This is a genomic window from Arthrobacter castelli DSM 16402 (assembly GCF_000430705.1).
GTDB lineage: Bacteria > Actinomycetota > Actinomycetes > Actinomycetales > Micrococcaceae > Arthrobacter_C > Arthrobacter_C castelli.
Map to the genome: position 1 here is coordinate 124,009 of NZ_AUMN01000004.1, position 15,318 is coordinate 139,326.

At 63.1% G+C, this 15,318-nt stretch carries 12 protein-coding genes; 7 read left to right on the forward strand and 5 right to left on the reverse strand.

The window, feature by feature from the left end; all coding sequences use genetic code 11:
• Positions 1 to 6: 6 nt before the first annotated feature.
• From H535_RS0106580 to H535_RS23875, 4 genes are read right to left on the reverse strand one after another with little or no spacing between them, the layout of a single operon-like run.
• Entirely contained in the window at positions 7 to 1,053 is a 1,047-nt protein-coding gene (locus H535_RS0106580; RefSeq protein WP_026818925.1) for an AAA family ATPase, read from the reverse strand.
• Positions 1,050 to 2,315 carry a DUF4350 domain-containing protein gene (locus tag H535_RS0106585; protein ID WP_051298652.1) on the reverse strand — a complete coding sequence of 422 codons (1,266 nt, stop codon included), beginning with the start codon at positions 2,313 to 2,315 and terminating at the stop codon, positions 1,050 to 1,052. Before H535_RS0106585 ends, H535_RS0106580 begins: the two co-directional genes overlap by 4 nt.
• Entirely contained in the window at positions 2,312 to 3,013 is a 702-nt protein-coding gene (locus tag H535_RS0106590; RefSeq protein WP_051298654.1) for a DUF4129 domain-containing protein, read from the reverse strand. Before H535_RS0106590 ends, H535_RS0106585 begins: the two co-directional genes overlap by 4 nt.
• Positions 3,014 to 4,225 carry a glycerophosphoryl diester phosphodiesterase membrane domain-containing protein gene (locus H535_RS23875; protein ID WP_081416492.1) on the reverse strand — a complete coding sequence of 404 codons (1,212 nt, stop codon included), beginning with the start codon at positions 4,223 to 4,225 and terminating at the stop codon, positions 3,014 to 3,016. It lies immediately after the preceding gene.
• 226 nt (positions 4,226 to 4,451) lie between these two features.
• Here H535_RS23875 and mtrA point away from each other — a divergent pair, with 226 nt between their 5' ends.
• The 7 genes from mtrA (at position 4,452) to secA (ending at position 14,635) form a co-directional block, all read left to right on the forward strand.
• Positions 4,452 to 5,129: an MtrAB system response regulator MtrA gene (gene mtrA, locus H535_RS0106600; protein WP_026818928.1), complete on the forward strand. Its 678-nt coding sequence runs from the start codon at positions 4,452 to 4,454 to the stop codon at positions 5,127 to 5,129.
• 65 nt (positions 5,130 to 5,194) lie between these two features.
• Positions 5,195 to 6,928, forward strand: a complete 1,734-nt coding sequence (mtrB, locus tag H535_RS23880; protein WP_051298657.1) for an MtrAB system histidine kinase MtrB — start codon at positions 5,195 to 5,197, stop codon at positions 6,926 to 6,928.
• Positions 6,909 to 8,645: an LpqB family beta-propeller domain-containing protein gene (locus tag H535_RS0106610; protein ID WP_026818929.1), complete on the forward strand. Its 1,737-nt coding sequence runs from the start codon at positions 6,909 to 6,911 to the stop codon at positions 8,643 to 8,645. The genes mtrB and H535_RS0106610 overlap by 20 nt, the downstream gene beginning before the upstream one ends.
• A gap of 63 nt (positions 8,646 to 8,708) precedes the next feature.
• Complete coding sequence (locus H535_RS23885; RefSeq protein ID WP_155838580.1) at positions 8,709 to 9,590, forward strand: ComF family protein; 882 nt, start codon at positions 8,709 to 8,711, stop codon at positions 9,588 to 9,590.
• A gap of 224 nt (positions 9,591 to 9,814) precedes the next feature.
• Positions 9,815 to 10,543 (forward strand): ribosome hibernation-promoting factor, HPF/YfiA family, encoded by a 729-nt coding sequence (gene hpf, locus H535_RS0106620; protein ID WP_026818930.1) that lies wholly within the window; start codon positions 9,815 to 9,817, stop codon positions 10,541 to 10,543.
• A gap of 18 nt (positions 10,544 to 10,561) precedes the next feature.
• Positions 10,562 to 11,812 (forward strand): winged helix-turn-helix domain-containing protein, encoded by a 1,251-nt coding sequence (locus tag H535_RS0106625; protein ID WP_026818931.1) that lies wholly within the window; start codon positions 10,562 to 10,564, stop codon positions 11,810 to 11,812.
• Between the two features lie 54 nt (positions 11,813 to 11,866).
• Entirely contained in the window at positions 11,867 to 14,635 is a 2,769-nt protein-coding gene (secA, locus tag H535_RS0106630; protein ID WP_026818932.1) for a preprotein translocase subunit SecA, read from the forward strand.
• Positions 14,636 to 14,687: 52 nt separating this feature from the next.
• Here the strand turns inward: secA and H535_RS28915 are convergent, their stop codons facing one another.
• On the reverse strand, positions 14,688 to 15,311 hold the full coding sequence (locus H535_RS28915; protein WP_155838582.1) for an Rv3235 family protein: 624 nt from the start codon (positions 15,309 to 15,311) through the stop codon (positions 14,688 to 14,690).
• Between the last annotated feature and the right edge of the window lie 7 nt (positions 15,312 to 15,318).

The following is a 15,318-nucleotide window of genomic DNA, read 5'->3' on the forward strand; positions in this document are numbered from 1 at the left end:
GGCGGCCTAGCGAGGCACCGGCACGGTGGACAGGATGGTGCCGAGCACGTCGTCGGCCTCGACGCCGTCCATCTGCGCCTCCGGGCGCAGCGAGACACGATGACGCAAGGTCGGCAGCGTCAGTGTTTTGATATCGTCCGGTGAAACGTAATTGCGCCCGGACAGCCACGCCCAGGCCCGACCGGTTTTCAGCAGTGCGGTTGCTCCCCGGGGAGAGACGCCCAGTTGGAACGAAGGTGTGGACCGGGTGGCGCGGACGATATCGACAATATAGCCGAGCACTTCGTCGGAGACCCCCACAGCGGACACTGCGTCCCGGGCCGTCTCGAGATCGACGGCCGAAGCGACGGGGGTAATGCCCGCTGCGGACAGCTCGCGGGGATCGAAGCCGGCACTGTGGCGGCGCACCACCTCAATTTCATCGTCGCGTGGCGGCAGCGGCATGGCCAGCTTCAGCAGGAACCTGTCCAATTGCGCCTCCGGCAGCGGGTAGGTGCCTTCGTATTCCACCGGGTTTTGTGTCGCCGCGACAACGAAGGGAGATGGGAGTTGCCGGCTGACGCCGTCGGCGGAGATCTGGTGTTCCTCCATCGCCTCGAGCAGCGATGCCTGCGTCTTGGGAGGGGTGCGGTTGATTTCGTCGGCCAACATCAGGTTGGTGAATACGGGGCCTTCGCGAAAGGAGAATTCCGAGGTGTGCGTGTCGTAGACCAGCGAACCCGTGACGTCGCCGGGCATCAGGTCCGGGGTGAATTGCACCCGCTTGGTATCGAGGCTCAATGCCTCGGACAAGGCCCGCACCAGCAGGGTTTTGGCCACACCGGGAACGCCCTCAAGCAGGACATGGCCGCGGGTCAGCAGCGCGATCAGCAGACCGGTGACCGTGGAATCCTGCCCGACGACGGCCTTGGCGACTTCGCTGCGAACCCTCAGCAGCGCCTCCCGCGACGGGTCTGCGGAATCCACCCCGCTCCCGGGTCCGGCGCTGTCTTGCCCGCCGGCCGGGTACGGGGCCTGCGGTTGATATGGCGTTTCGGGGTACGGCTGACTCATTTGGCAGTTGCTTCTTTCTCTAGATGGTCCAATTCCTGCGCCCATTCCAACAGTTCCGCGTCCGTTTCCGGCCGGTGCCTCAACAGGATCCTGCCGACGTCGTGCTCCGACAGCGAGCTGCCACTGGCGACGGCGCGGGCCACGGCTTCTGCCGGAGCACCGGCACCCAGCCGGAAATGTGAGGCCATTCGGGCCAGTGTCCCGGCCCGCAGATTTTCGGCCGCGCGGTGAACGGCCCGTGAATCCTGGTACAGCCGCGCCCGGCCTTCGGCGGTCTCAGCGGCCTTGGCGATGACCGGCAACGGTTCCAGCACCAAGGGCCCCCGGCGGCGTGCCTGCCACAGCACACCCAGTACCGCGGCGATGGCCAGCCAGATTCCGGCGAACCGGACCCATGGCGGAAGAAGTTCGCCAAGCTCAGGGGCATTCTGGTGGATGGCTGTATCGGCCAGCGATGGTTGGTACCACACCAGGTTCGGTTCGGCCCCCAATGTGCGCAGGGTCAGCGCAGCGTTGCCGTGGAACCGGAGTCGTTCATTGCTGATGATGTTGCCGTTGCCAACGACCGTGACATCGCCGTCGGCGGACTTGACGAACAACGCCGACGGGCCGGCCTGCTCGTTCTGCAGCAGATAGCACATCACCGGGCCGCGGTATGCCGACCCGCCGCCGTCGATCGGCCCCGCAGCGCGAGGGTGGTCCACCCGGCACTGAGGCGAGATCGTGGCGCTGTCCGCTTCACTTGCACCATTGCTGTCGTCGGCAGAGGGGACGACGCCGGCGGCATGGATATCCTGCGCGAAGGCCGACAGCATGGCCACGGAGGGTTCCACCAGGACGGTCCGGGCGGAAGCATCAGCCAGTTTTTCCAGCTGGGGGTCTTCAAGCAACCCCAACCGGTCGTGCACCAGCAGGATCGTATTCTCCGTCCCGGCCGATTCCAGTTGCTGCAGCGTCTGCTCCAGTGTGTCGGCTACTTCGATGTCCACGCCCTGTTCCCGCAGGATTTGTGCCGTTGCCATCGCGCCGTCGGGCGCCGGATTGCCGGGGGAGAGGATGCCCCTGTCCCCGCCACCGGTGCGGAGCATGAAGATGGCGGCAAGCACGACGACGGTTATCCCGCCGAGCAGGATCCAGAACTTCCACTTGCGCAACGACTTCCGCAGGGTTTTCAACGGGCTCCCGCCTGCGGTGGTGACGGAGCCATCCAGTTCCGTGTGCGGTGCTGGTTCCCCGCTCCGTTCGTCGACCCGCTGGCTCATCGCAGCTCCAGCGGAGCGGCAGGCATTCCGGCATACACCGGGTGCAAGGCGAGCAACCCGTCGTCCAGATGCAGCAACTGCTCATACTCGGTCCGGCTCCCGATGGCGTCGCCGTATCGGATGTCGTTGAAGGTCAATGCAGCTTCATGCAGTGGTTGGCGCTGTGGCGGAAAAGCAGCCTCCAGCTGCGCTGCGACTTCGCCGGCTGTGCGTCCGGGCTGGGGATCGATGACCGTGCGTTCCTCGGCCGAGCGGACGATGGCGCGGAACTGCTCCAGCACAGCGCGTCCGAAGTCCTCTTGCTGCGCTGCGCGGCTGCCTTCTTCCCGGTGCTGCCCGGCGGTGAGCAGCACATCATCGTCGAACATCTCATCGGGCTGCACGCGGCTGCGGTTCAGCCGTGGCCGGATGAGCCAGATGGCCACACCGATCAGCAACAGGGCTGCGACAGTGATGATGACCGTGCCCAGGTCGGCTTCGATGCCGGACATATTTTCAAAGACGGATCCGATCCATTCGAATATCCTGGTGACGATCTGGTCGAAAAGAGAAGGCTTGGCTTGCTGGTAAACGCCCTTGCTCAGTTCCTCCACGGCCCAGTCCCGCGCCTGTTCGTCGTCCGGCAGGACTGGAACTTCCGTCGGGAGCTGTGCCGGTGTTTGCAGCGCGTAAGCCGCTGAAGTGCCGAAAGCTGTCACTCAGTAACCCTGTCCCGGTGAGGATGCGGGGCCGGATTGTCCGGCAGTGGCGGCGAGCCGTTCGGCTTCCTTCATCAGCACAATGTCGAATCCTTCGTGCCGCATTCTCAGGTCGACGTACATGAGTGCGGTGACACCGGCCTGGAACGCGTAAGCGACGGCGTAGAAAACGCTTGAGACAATAGTTGATACGAGTGACACAATCAGCGAGCTCACCACCATGCTCTCCGCGGACTCTGCCCCGCCGGTGCCCATGCCGAAGAAGCTGACGATGAATTGAATCGGCACGGTCACCACCGAGGTGACGATTCCGACAATCAGGAGGGTCAACAACACGATACCGAAGATGCGCCACCAGTTGCGTCGCATCAGCCGCCACGACCGCCCGATGGAGGCGAAAACACCGATCTCCTCGAGGACCAGCGCGGCCGGGGCCAGCATGACCTTGATGCCGATCCAGAGTGCCGCCGCAAGCATGACCAGCACCAGCACGGCTATGATCCAGCCGTTCAGCTCGGCGCCGACGCCAAGCACGATCAACAGGACCAGGGCAGCGAAGAAGAGGGGTCCGCCGATAAAAAGCCACAGGGCGCATAACCCGATCAGCGGCCAAATCCGTCCCTTCGCCCGGCCCCACATTTGTTTGAAACGGGTGTGCTGATTCAGCACTGCCCGCGAGACAGGAATAACCAATACACCCTGCAGCACAAACACACTGAACGAATTGAGCAACGCCAACAGCAGGAAAGTGGCGAAAACGCCGCCCCCGAAAGCGATTCCGGCTGCTGTAGGCATCCCATCCGGCTGAATGAAAGATTCGACATTTGTGCCGGCGCCAAAGAACGCGCCGGCCGCCAATGCCATCAGGACGGCAACGCCCAGTTGAAACAAGACAGCCGAGCCGAACATGGCCTTGGCGTTCTTCCGGGTGGCCTGGAAGGCGCCATCGAGGATTTCCCCCACGCCCAGGGGACGCAATGGGATGACCCCGGGCTTCGGCGGCGCGATATAACCGGGATAGCCCGGCGGCTGGCCCCACTGGGGTTGGCCGGGCGGTTGTTGGCCCCACTGGGGTTGGCCGGGCGGTTGCTGGCCCCACTGGGGTTGTTGCTCACCGGGCCCCTGCGTTTGTGACCCCGAAGGCCGTTGCCGGCCATTCGGTCCCGGCGGCGTACCCATCCCGTCGGCAGGATGGCGCGGACCGTCACTCATGACACGCTCTCCCCATTCCTGGCACTGACCACGACGCCGAATTCGTCACGGATATGCCCTTTCGATATCACCTTATAGTTTCTCACCGACACTTCATAGAAGCAGCGTCGCGACGGTGGATGATCGCCTTTTCGAGCAGAATGACGCCGGTCGGTACCAGCGCCTTATTACCCGTAACCGTGTCCCGGCGCGACAATCCCTGTTCACTAATGACAACATGAGTCTTATGAAAGGACGCATTCTGGTCGTAGACGATGACGAGGCCTTGTCGGAGATGATCGGCATCGTGCTGCGAAACGACGGGTTTGAGCCTGTCTTCTGTGCTGACGGCAATGAGGCCCTCAACGTATTTGCCAGCTCCAGGCCGGATCTTGTGCTGCTGGATTTGATGCTGCCCGGGGCCGATGGAATCGAAGTATGCCGGCAAATTCGTGCAGACTCGGACCTGCCGATCGTGATGCTGACCGCCAAAACTGACACATCCGACGTCGTCCGTGGCTTGGAAGCCGGAGCGGACGACTATGTTCCCAAGCCGTTTAAGCCGGCCGAACTGGTGGCGCGTGTCCGTGCACGACTGCGCCCCGGGGACCAAAAGGCACCGGAAACGTTGCGGATCGCCGACGTCGTCATCGACGTGGCCGGCCACATCGTTTACCGCGGCGACGAACGGATTTCGCTGACGCCCTTGGAATTCGATCTGCTGGTGGCGTTGGCCCGCAAGCCGTGGCAGGTGTTCAGCCGCGAATTGCTGCTCGAACAGGTGTGGGGCTACCGGCATGCTGCCGACACGCGACTGGTTAACGTCCACGTCCAGCGGCTCCGGTCGAAAATTGAACGGGATCCGGAGGCTCCTGAAGTCGTGTTGACTGTCCGCGGCGTCGGGTACAAGGCCGGCCAAGGCTGAATCGGTGGCACCGGGCGGGTTCGGCGGCCAAGGTGCCGGTAGAATGTCCTTGAGAGGTCTGGTGCATGAGCGAAAGCAAAACCACTGTTTCTGCCGGGCCGCTGTGGCTGAGGCGGCTTCGCGCCGCCGGGGGGTCTCTTCCGGAACGTCTGCATGGATTTCGGGGACACACCACGCGGCAGTGGCGACGGTCGCTGCAGTTCCGCACCGTCGCAGCGACGGTGATGCTCACTGCTATGGCGTTTGTGGGCGTTGGCGCTTTCCTGTCCGGGCAGATTGCCCAAGGCCTGTATCAGGAGCGGCTGGCCACAGCGCTTGACGAGTCCCGGCGCGGGTTCTCCACCGTGGAGAGTATTTTCGACGGCGCCATCGGCAGCGACCAGGCGACCACCACGGAGGTGGTGCTGGACGCGCTGTCCCAGTTGCAGGGTTCCTTTGACGAGAACGACCGGAAAGTCCTGCTGGTGCCGGTCTTTGGGGAAGACCAGGAAAACCTCTGGCTGGGGGAGACCAACGTCGGCGGGCTGACATCAAACGCGATTCCCGATGAACTGCGCGAGGCAATTGCCACCGGCGAAGCGGATGCTATTCATTACCGTCCGGTCACGATAGTGGTCGAGAATCGGGATGTTCCGGCAATCGCCGTGGGCACGCGGGTGGTGCTGCCCCCGGGTAACGAGTACGAGCTGTATCTGGTGTACAACATTGCATCCGCGCAACAGACCCTGGACTACATCCACCGGTCACTGTGGGTTGCCGGCGCGGTGTTGCTGCTGCTGGTGGGCACCATCGCCTGGTTTGTCACCCGCGCCGTCGTGGGGCCGGTCGGCCATGCCGCGGATGTGTCGGAAAAACTCGCTGCAGGCGAATTGCAGGAACGCATGGAAGTCCACGGGGAGGACGAAGTCGCACGCCTTGGCGCCTCCTTCAACCACATGGCCGACAGCCTGCAGCATCAGATCACCCAGTTGGCTGAGCTGTCCCAAATGCAGCAACGCTTCGTTTCCGACGTCTCCCATGAGCTGAGGACCCCGCTGACCACCGTGCGGATGGCCACTGAGGTCCTCTACGAGGCCCGGAACGAGTTCGACCCGGTCAATGAGCGATCGGCCGAATTGCTGTACGTGCAGGTGGAACGCTTCCAGGCGCTGCTGGCCGATTTGCTGGAGATTTCACGGTTCGACGCCGGCGCAGCAGTGCTGGAATCTGAGCCCACCGATATCTTTACCGTGGTCCGCAGCGTGATTGAGGGCGCCCAGCCGCTGGCGGATCAGAGCGGTTCGCAGGTCAGCGTCGTTTCCTCGCTTCAACGGTGCGTGGTGGACATGGATGCCCGCCGCATCGACCGGATCCTGCGGAACCTGCTGGTCAATGCGCTCGAACACGGCGACGGCAACCCGATCGAGTTCCTGGTCGAGGCCACCGATACGACGGTGGCGGTGGCGGTGCGGGATCACGGCATTGGGATGAGCGAGCTCGACGCTTCGAGAGTGTTTGACCGGTTCTGGCGCGCCGACCCGGCACGGGCGCGCACGTCCGGCGGCAGCGGCCTGGGACTGTCCATCGCCACCGAAGACGCCCGGTTGCATGGCGGCTGGCTGGACGCTTCGGGACGGGAAGATCAGGGATCCTGCTTCCGGCTGACCTTGCCCAGGAGCCGGGACGCCGACGCGGGAGAGCCACCAATTCCATTGCCGCCGGCAGATTTTTCGAACCAGGCGGATACAAGGCAGCCAACCAGTTCTCCGGATTCGACCGGACCAGCAGCGAGGAAGAACAGTGACGAAGTCAAGACCTGATCCGCGCTCGGTTGCGCGGGAGGGACGCCGGTCGTCCCGGCGGGCGCTGGTGGCGGCATTGTGCGCGGTTCTGCTGCTGGCCGGGTGTTCGGCGATTCCCACCAGCGGACCGGTGCAGCAGGCCGAAGAGCCCCTCAGCGATGAGAACGGGAATCCGGTGGGCTACAACCCGGATGGGCCAAAGCCTGATGACAGCCCGAAAGAAATAGTCGAAGGCTTCATCAACGCCGGTACCGGCACGGATGACAATTATCAGACGGCGCGTAAATTCCTGGCACCGGATCTGGCTGATTCATGGCGTCCGGACGCACGCGCGTGGGTCTACCAAGGCGTGCCGAACATCGTCCGCGCGCCTCAGGACAATACCTTCTCGGTGACCTTCGACCTGACACGCGTCATCAATGGGGAAGGCATCTCCCGTCCGGCCTCGGAAACCGGCGAGGACACCATCAAGTTCTCCCTCACCCAGCTCCCCGAGGGCCAGTGGCGGATTTCCGAGGCACCAGACGGAATCATGCTGTCGTCGGACAGCTTCTCCCGGGTATTCGACTCGCACAAGCTGTACTTCTACAGCCCCGACTATAAATATGCGATTCCCGACGTCCGCTGGTTCGCCCGCGACGCCTCAGTGCCGGCGTCGTTGGTCCGTGCCATGCTGCTGGGCCCTGCACCCTATTTGAAAGGCGCCGTAGTGAGCGCCTTCAACGACGGCACCACCTTGGCCAGTCCCGCCGTCGCCGTCGAATCCGGTGAAGCCCTGGTCGACCTTGCTCCAGGTGCTATTGACGGGACATCTGGGTTGCAACGGCAGCGGATGCAGGCCCAGCTGGAGATGACACTGCTGCAACTGAACAACATCAGCTCGGTCAACATGACCATCGAACAGCGTGAAGTTGCGCTGCCGGAAAACACCGAGCCGGTGACGCCGGTCCAGGACCCGGACGTGCCGGCGGTCCAAGTGATGCTGCGTGATGAGGAGCTGGCCTACTACCAGAACCTCGATGTCTCCCGGCCGAACAAATTGCCGGAGATCTCCCGGCTGGATCCCCGGGACCCGGCGCTGTCCTACCAACAGGACTGGATCGCATTCCTCAACGGAAAGCGAAACAAGTTGTTCCTCACCGGTGCGGACAAGGACGTGACACAAGTCCTGGCCGGCAGCAACCTCACCGAGCCGTCCTTCGGCCCGTACAACTGGCTGTGGACGGCTGAAGCGGCGCGATCGGGCAGTATCTTCGCCGTCGCGGCCGGCAGCAACCCGCCGGCGGTGGTGTCGGTGTCCGCCGAGTGGCTCAAGGGGACGGTGACGGACCTGAAAATATCCCGCGACGGTGCCCGGGCGTTGGTGATCACCGATTCGGAGGAGGGCTCCGACGCGATGATTGCCGGTGTGCTGCGTAACGAAGACGGGGTTCCCACCGGTTTGACTCAGCCAATGCACCTCGATCCCTCAGTGCCGGTTGACCGGGGAGTCTGGGTGGACGAGACCAGTGTGGCGGTGATCAAGGCATCGAAGACCGAGGACGTCCAGGCGGAGATTCTTTCACTGGACTCTGAATCGAGCCGGATCACCGGGCTTGAGGGGATGACCCACATTTCCGCAGGCAACGGACGGCAGCAGATCTACGGACAGACTGAAGACTATATCTATCTGCAGGTGGGCAACAGCTGGTCGCGCAAGACCAAAAACGTGGTGGACCCCTCCTTCCCGGGATAGCTTTATCCACATCCGAGCCCTCAATGGTGGCCGCGTGCTTCGTCCGCCGCCGACGATAGGTGGATGAGGCTTGGAAACAACGGACCCGTGCCCTGGTTACTCGATGTCGCTGTGCCCGCGTTCAGCCAGTTCTGGGCGCTGTTGTTCCCCACCGAATGCGTCTGTTGCCAGCTGCCTGACGCGTCGTTGTGCCGGCGGTGCCGGCAGCGGCTCCGCCGATCCACTGTGCGACCGTACCGCGCAGAATATGCGGCCGGGTCCCTCCCGGAGGACAGCGCCGGAAGGGTATTGCCGGTCGTTGCGGCAGGTGTTTACCGCCGGGAACTGTCGCTGTCCCTGCTTGCCTACAAGAACCGTGGGCACACCGACCTGGGACGGACCTTGGCCGCTGCCCTGGCCGGCGCCGTCCATCATGCGGTGGATGGTCTCGCTGACGGCGCTCCGGTGCAGCTGGTCCCGATGCCCAGCACGGCAGCGGCGCGGCGCAGACGCGGGTACGAGCCCGTACAGGCGTTGCTGCGCCAACTGCACCGACGGAAGATGCTGCCGCCAGGCTGCAATCCCGCTGCGGCGTTGCGGGTGCGGCCGCTGTGGGTCCGGATCCTCTTCAGACCCGTCGGTGCACTGGATCCATCGCGGCGGCAGCTGACCCGGCAGGCAACAGGGCACCTGCTGACGGGCAAAGCGGGCCAGAAGGGGCTCGGGGCCTCCGCCCGCCGGACCAACGTGCGCGGCACCATGGGTTTGCGCCACCGGCGACCCCGTGGCGGCAGGGACGTGCGGCAATGTCTCATCGTCGATGACGTGTTGACCACCGGAGCCACCATTGCCGAAGCACACCGGGTGCTGGACAGCAGCGGCTTCAAGGTCCTCGGAGCCGTGGTGCTGGCCGCCACCAGTCCGCCGCAGACCGACGAGGCCAAGCCTGCCGGCGGCCGGGGATGACAGCCACGCCACGGGTCGAAGATGAAGCACATGTGACTGAAAATGAAGCACAGTCACAGCCCGTCCGGAGGTCACAGCAGGGATGCGGCGAAATTGATTAACAATTTGGGGATGGATGGATGAATAAGTGAGATTCGTCAACTAACGTAAGTAATGGGTATCTGATTTGGTGCAGATACTACCGACAGTGCCACTGTCGTCACCGTAGTGATATGGAGGGCACCATGGAGTTCAACATCAGCGGCCGGAATCTGACAGTGCCGGAGCGCTTCCGTGAGTACGCCGAAGAAAAGATCGACAAAGTTGAGCAGCTTGGAGACAAGGTTCAGCGATTGGATGCCAAGGTCACCAAGGCTACCAATTCCCGCCACGACGATCTCCAGACAACTGTCGAACTTACCGTTCTGGGCCGTGGACCCGTGATCCGCGCCGAGGCAGCAGCTTCAGACAAGTATGGAGCCTTCGACCTCGCGTTCAACAAGTTGCTGGAACGTCTGCGTCGTGCCCGCGACCGGAAAAAGGTCCATCGGGGCAGGCATCGTCCAACCGCTGTCCACGAAGCCACCGCATCGCTTGAACCAGCCAGCGGGTCAATCCCGCTGCACATGGAATCGAACAATAATCACGAATCCCAGGAGGTTACTGAGGAGCGCACAGGGTACGAGATTGAGAATGATCTGCCTGCCGGCGACTCACCGGTGCTGATCCGGCGGAAGGTCTTCCCTCCCGTTCCGCTCACCCTTGACGATGCCGTCGACAACATGGAATTGGTGGGACACGATTTCTACATCTTTATTGATAAGGAGACCAACAGCCCCTCTGTCGTCTATCGCCGGCGCGGGTGGACATACGGTGTCATCAGCCTGGACGAGCAATGCGACGGAGACGAAACGCATCCACAGGAGGAAATCCTGGCCTACCGCTCCGACGACCGGGCGGCGGTCAATGTATAGATTCCGTAAACACGCCGCATGAACGCGGCACTGACACTGGATCAGGCACGACGGATCGCTTTATCCGCACAGGGTCTGGCCAGTGCGCGGCCCACCTCCCTTGTGACCGCAAGGCAGGTGGGCCGCACCTTTGACCGGCTGCAACTGATCCAGATTGACTCGGTCAACGTACTGGTCCGGTCCCATTATCTTCCGCTGTTTTCCCGATTGGGCGACTATGACGTCGACATAGTGCACCGAATGGCAGGCCGCGCCCCGCGGCGGATGGTGGAGTACTGGGCCCATGAGGCAAGCTATATCCGTCCGCAGCACTTCGAAGATTTAAGACTGTGGCAAAAACGCGCCTGGGTGGGAGCTCACGGCATGGAAACTGCCGAACGGCTGGAGCTCGCCCGCCGGATTCTGGCGGTGCTGGAGTCTTCCAGGCCGCTGACGGCCCGCCAGGTTTCGGCCCGATTGGGCCATGACGACGCCGGTCCGAAAACCAACTGGGGATGGAACTGGAACGCGGCTAAGCGGGTCTTGGAGCATCTGTTCGAACTCGGGGAGGTCAGCGCCGCCGGACGGACAGCCCAGTTTGAACGGCTCTACAGCCCTGCCGGCAAGGTGCTGCCGGCACAATGCACCGAAAAGCCGGCGCCGGACCCGGACCAAGCCATGCTTCGGCTGATTGAAGCTGCCGCGTCAGCGCACGGCATCGGAACCATCCGGTGTTTTGCGGACTATTTCCGGGTTGGCGTGCGGCCGGCCACCGCCGCGGTCGAAGAGCTCGTCCGCCAACGAATCCTGGAACCGGTGACCGTGACCGGCTGGGACCGGCATGTGTTCCGTCATGCGGAAGCGAAGTTGCCGCGGAAGGCGACCGGGCGCGCGCTGTTGAGTCCGTTCGATTCGCTGGTCTTCGAGCGGCGCCGGCTGCAGGAATTGTTCAACTTCCACTATCGGATTGAAATTTATACTCCGGCCCCGAAGCGCCGGTACGGATACTACGTGCTGCCCTTCCTGCTGCGTGACCGGCTGGTCGCCCGGGTCGACCTCAAGGCCGACCGAAACGGCGGGAAACTGCTGGTGCGTGGCAGTTTCGCAGAGCGGGATGCACCTGCTGACACGGCCGTCGAATTGGCCGACGAGCTCCGGGCGATGGCGGCCTGGCTGGGAATGGACGACGTCGTGGTTGAGCAGCGAGGCGACCTCGCCGCGTCACTCGCGGCCGCCGTCGGCCCCAATGTCATTCGCCGACAGGGAACTTTGGACGCCGCCCACACGTAACTCACGTAGACTAGGGACGCCAGAAAACGGCAGCAGCAGATTGGGAGCAGCGCAGTGGCATCGATTTTAGAGAAGGTCCTGAGGACCGGCGACAAGAAGATCCTCAAACGCCTCCGGACGTACGCCGATGCGACCAACGCCCTGGAAGATGAGTTCAGGGCCATGAGCGACGAGGAACTGCGCGGGGAGACGGAGGACCTCAAGCAGCGCCACAACGAGGGCGAACCCCTCGACGATCTGTTGCCCGAGGCATTCGCGGCGGTGCGCGAAGCCGCATCACGGACCTTGGGGCTGCGGCCCTTCGATGTGCAGGTGATGGGCGGCGCCGCACTTCACCTGGGCAATATCGCCGAGATGAAGACAGGTGAAGGCAAGACCCTGGTGGCCACTCTGCCCGCCTACTTGAATGCATTGAGCGGCAAGGGCGTGCATGTCATCACCGTCAACGACTACCTGGCCGAGTACCAGTCGGACTTGATGGGCCGCGTGTTCCGGTTCCTGGGGCTCCGCACCGGTTGCATCCTGGCCAACCAGGAACCTGCCGTGCGCCGTGAGCAGTATGCCGCCGACATCACCTACGGCACCAACAACGAATTCGGGTTCGACTACCTGCGCGACAACATGGCATGGTCGTCGGACGAACTGGTCCAGCGCGGCCACAATTTCGCCATCGTCGACGAGGTCGACTCCATTCTCATCGACGAGGCCCGTACGCCGCTGATCATTTCCGGTCCGGCTTCCGGGGACGCGAATCGTTGGTACACCGAGTTTTCCAAGGTCGTGCAGCGACTTGAGGCAGAAGACGATTACGAGGTCGACGAGAAGAAGCGCACCGTCGGCGTACTCGAGTCCGGCATCGACAAGGTGGAGGACTATCTCGGGATCCATAACCTCTACGAATCGGCCAACACGCCGTTGATCGGTTTCCTGAACAACGCCATTAAAGCCAAGGAACTCTTCAAGCGCGACAAGGACTACGTGGTCCTCGATGGCGAGATCCTCATTGTCGACGAGCACACCGGCCGCGTGCTGGCCGGGCGCCGTTACAACGAGGGCATGCACCAGGCCATCGAGGCCAAAGAGGACGTCGAGATCAAGGCCGAGAACCAGACCCTGGCCACGGTGACGCTGCAGAACTACTTCCGGCTGTACGAGAAGCTATCCGGAATGACCGGTACCGCGGAGACGGAGGCGGCCGAGTTCATGAACACCTACAAGCTGGGTGTCGTTCCGATTCCGACGAATAAGCCGATGATCCGTGATGACCAGACGGATCTGGTGTATAAGAACGAAGTGGCTAAGTTCGCCGCGGTGGTCGAGGACATCGCAGAGTGCTATGAGAAGGGCCAGCCGGTGCTGGTGGGCACCACCTCGGTGGAGAAGAGCGAATACCTGTCCAAGCAGTTGGCCAAGCAAGGCGTGCGGCACGAGGTGCTTAACGCCAAGAACCACGCCCGAGAGGCCGCGATCATCGCTCAGGCCGGGCGCAAAAGCGCCGTCACGGTGGCCACCAACATGGCCGGTCGCGGCACTGACATCATGCTGGGCGGCAACGCTGAATTCAACGCCGTGGCCTCCATGGAAAAGAAGGGCTTGGACCCGGCCGAACATCCTGAAGAGTATGAAGCCACCTGGCCCGAGGTGCTTGGGCAGGCCCAGTCGGGCGTCGCCGCAGAACATGACGAGGTCGTTGAGCTGGGCGGGCTGTACGTGCTCGGCACCGAGCGCCACGAGTCACGACGGATTGACAACCAGCTGCGCGGCCGTTCCGGCCGTCAGGGCGACCCGGGCAAGTCCCGCTTCTACCTGTCCATGACCGACGACCTGATGCGCCTGTTCGGGTCCGGTAGCGCAGAGCGGCTGATGGCCAGCGGTCGGATGCCCGACGACGTGCCACTGGAGAACAAGATCGTCTCGCGGGCCATTGCGTCGGCCCAGGGCCAGGTGGAAAGCCGGAACGCTGAGCAGCGCAAGAACGTGCTGAAGTACGACGACGTCTTGAACCGCCAGCGCGAAGCTATCTATGGTGACCGCCGCCGGATCCTGGAGGGCAGCGACCTCCACGAGAAGGTGCAGCACTTCCTGGAGGACACGCTGACCGCGATTGTGGATACGGCGACCGCCGAGGGCAACGGCGACGACTGGGACTTTGAGCAGCTGTGGACCGATCTGCGGCAGCTGTATCCGATCAGCCTGACGATCGACGAGGTGCTGGAGGAGGCCGGCGGCAAAGCACAGATTTCGCATGACTTCCTGCTGGAGGAGATCCTCTCCGACGCCAAGCTGGCCTACCAGCGGCGCGAAGATGAGCTCGGCTCGGATACCATGCGGGAGCTGGAACGGCGCGTGGTGCTTTCCGTGATTGGCCGGAAGTGGCAGGAGCACCTCTACGAGATGGACTACCTTAAAGAAGGCATTGGGCTGCGCGCCATGGCACAGCGTGACCCGCTGGTGGAGTATCAGCGCGAGGGGTACACGATGTTCCAGTCCATGATGGAGGCCATCCGGGAGGAAAGCATCGGGTTCCTGTTCAACCTCGAGGTCCAGGTGCAGCAGCGCGATACTGACGGCGACGGCGTCGGTGATGAGTCTGAGGTTTCGGCGGACGGGCTCGAAGCACCCGAGAAGCCGGCCAGTATGCAGTACAGTGCGCCCAGCGTGTCCGGGGAAGTCGAGACCCGCGTGGAGCAGCGGAAAAAGGCGCCCGCCGCGGCCGGTGCGAGGACCGGGGGCAATGGCAAGTCCGGCGCCAACGGCAAGTCGGGCGCAAATGGCGGAAGCAATCGCGCAGCCAAACGGGCCAACGCCAGGAAGAAGCGGTGATCGCCGGAGTGCGGTAGGCGTGCCGGCTGCCGCAGCCGGGCTCGCTGCCTTTTTAGCCGATTTCCAAAGCGGTGACTTTCCACAGTTCTCTGCGGTATTCCAAACGGAGTGCCACGGCGCGCACCCGGTCCTGTTCGATGACGATGAGTGCTGCTTCGTAGGCGTTTCTGCTGATCCGGCACAACCGTACCGAACGCACACGGGGGTTGCGGTGTAACTGGTCAATCCTGGATGCGGTGGCAGCACGTCTCCGTTCTCTCTGGCCACGCAGTATCTTCGCCCGGAACTGCAGCTTTTCGTAACTGACAGGATCCAGCCATCGAGACAGCTGTGTGGCGGGACGGGTCCCGGCAAGCACTTCCAGCGAGGCTTGTGCAATCGATCGTGAAATTCCCAGCACGCGGCGTCGCACTTCCGCACTTTCGATGTCAACGATGTCGGCCGTTGGTCTGTTGCCGGCGGAATCTTCGGCACGATCCTTGTGTCCGGTGCGAGGGGTCAATCGGATAACCGGCGCATACCCTTGCCGGTCAAACAGGTGCCCGGAACGTGTCGCTGTCAGCTCGGGTGGCTCCGACGCTTCCGGCTGACCGGGTTCGCCTGCCTGATCCGGGGCCGGCACTGTCGTGAGCCTCCGGGCAGTGTGATCGTGCTGTGCCGCGGTTTCTGCCTTCATTGCATGT

What these genes read in the sequence shown, in the direction of transcription:
- H535_RS0106580 (WP_026818925.1), bottom strand. Translation starts at nt 1,053, where the DNA reads ATGAGTCAGCCGTACCCCGAAACGCCATATCAACCGCAGGCCCCGTAC.
- H535_RS0106585 (WP_051298652.1), bottom strand. Translation starts at nt 2,315, where the DNA reads ATGAGCCAGCGGGTCGACGAACGGAGCGGGGAACCAGCACCGCACACG.
- H535_RS23875 (WP_081416492.1), bottom strand. Translation starts at nt 4,225, where the DNA reads ATGAGTGACGGTCCGCGCCATCCTGCCGACGGGATGGGTACGCCGCCG.
- mtrA (WP_026818928.1), top strand. Translation starts at nt 4,452, where the DNA reads ATGAAAGGACGCATTCTGGTCGTAGACGATGACGAGGCCTTGTCGGAG.
- mtrB (WP_051298657.1), top strand. Translation starts at nt 5,195, where the DNA reads ATGAGCGAAAGCAAAACCACTGTTTCTGCCGGGCCGCTGTGGCTGAGG.
- H535_RS23885 (WP_155838580.1), top strand. Translation starts at nt 8,709, where the DNA reads ATGAGGCTTGGAAACAACGGACCCGTGCCCTGGTTACTCGATGTCGCT.
- hpf (WP_026818930.1), top strand. Translation starts at nt 9,815, where the DNA reads ATGGAGTTCAACATCAGCGGCCGGAATCTGACAGTGCCGGAGCGCTTC.
- H535_RS0106625 (WP_026818931.1), top strand. Translation starts at nt 10,562, where the DNA reads ATGAACGCGGCACTGACACTGGATCAGGCACGACGGATCGCTTTATCC.
- H535_RS28915 (WP_155838582.1), bottom strand. Translation starts at nt 15,311, where the DNA reads ATGAAGGCAGAAACCGCGGCACAGCACGATCACACTGCCCGGAGGCTC.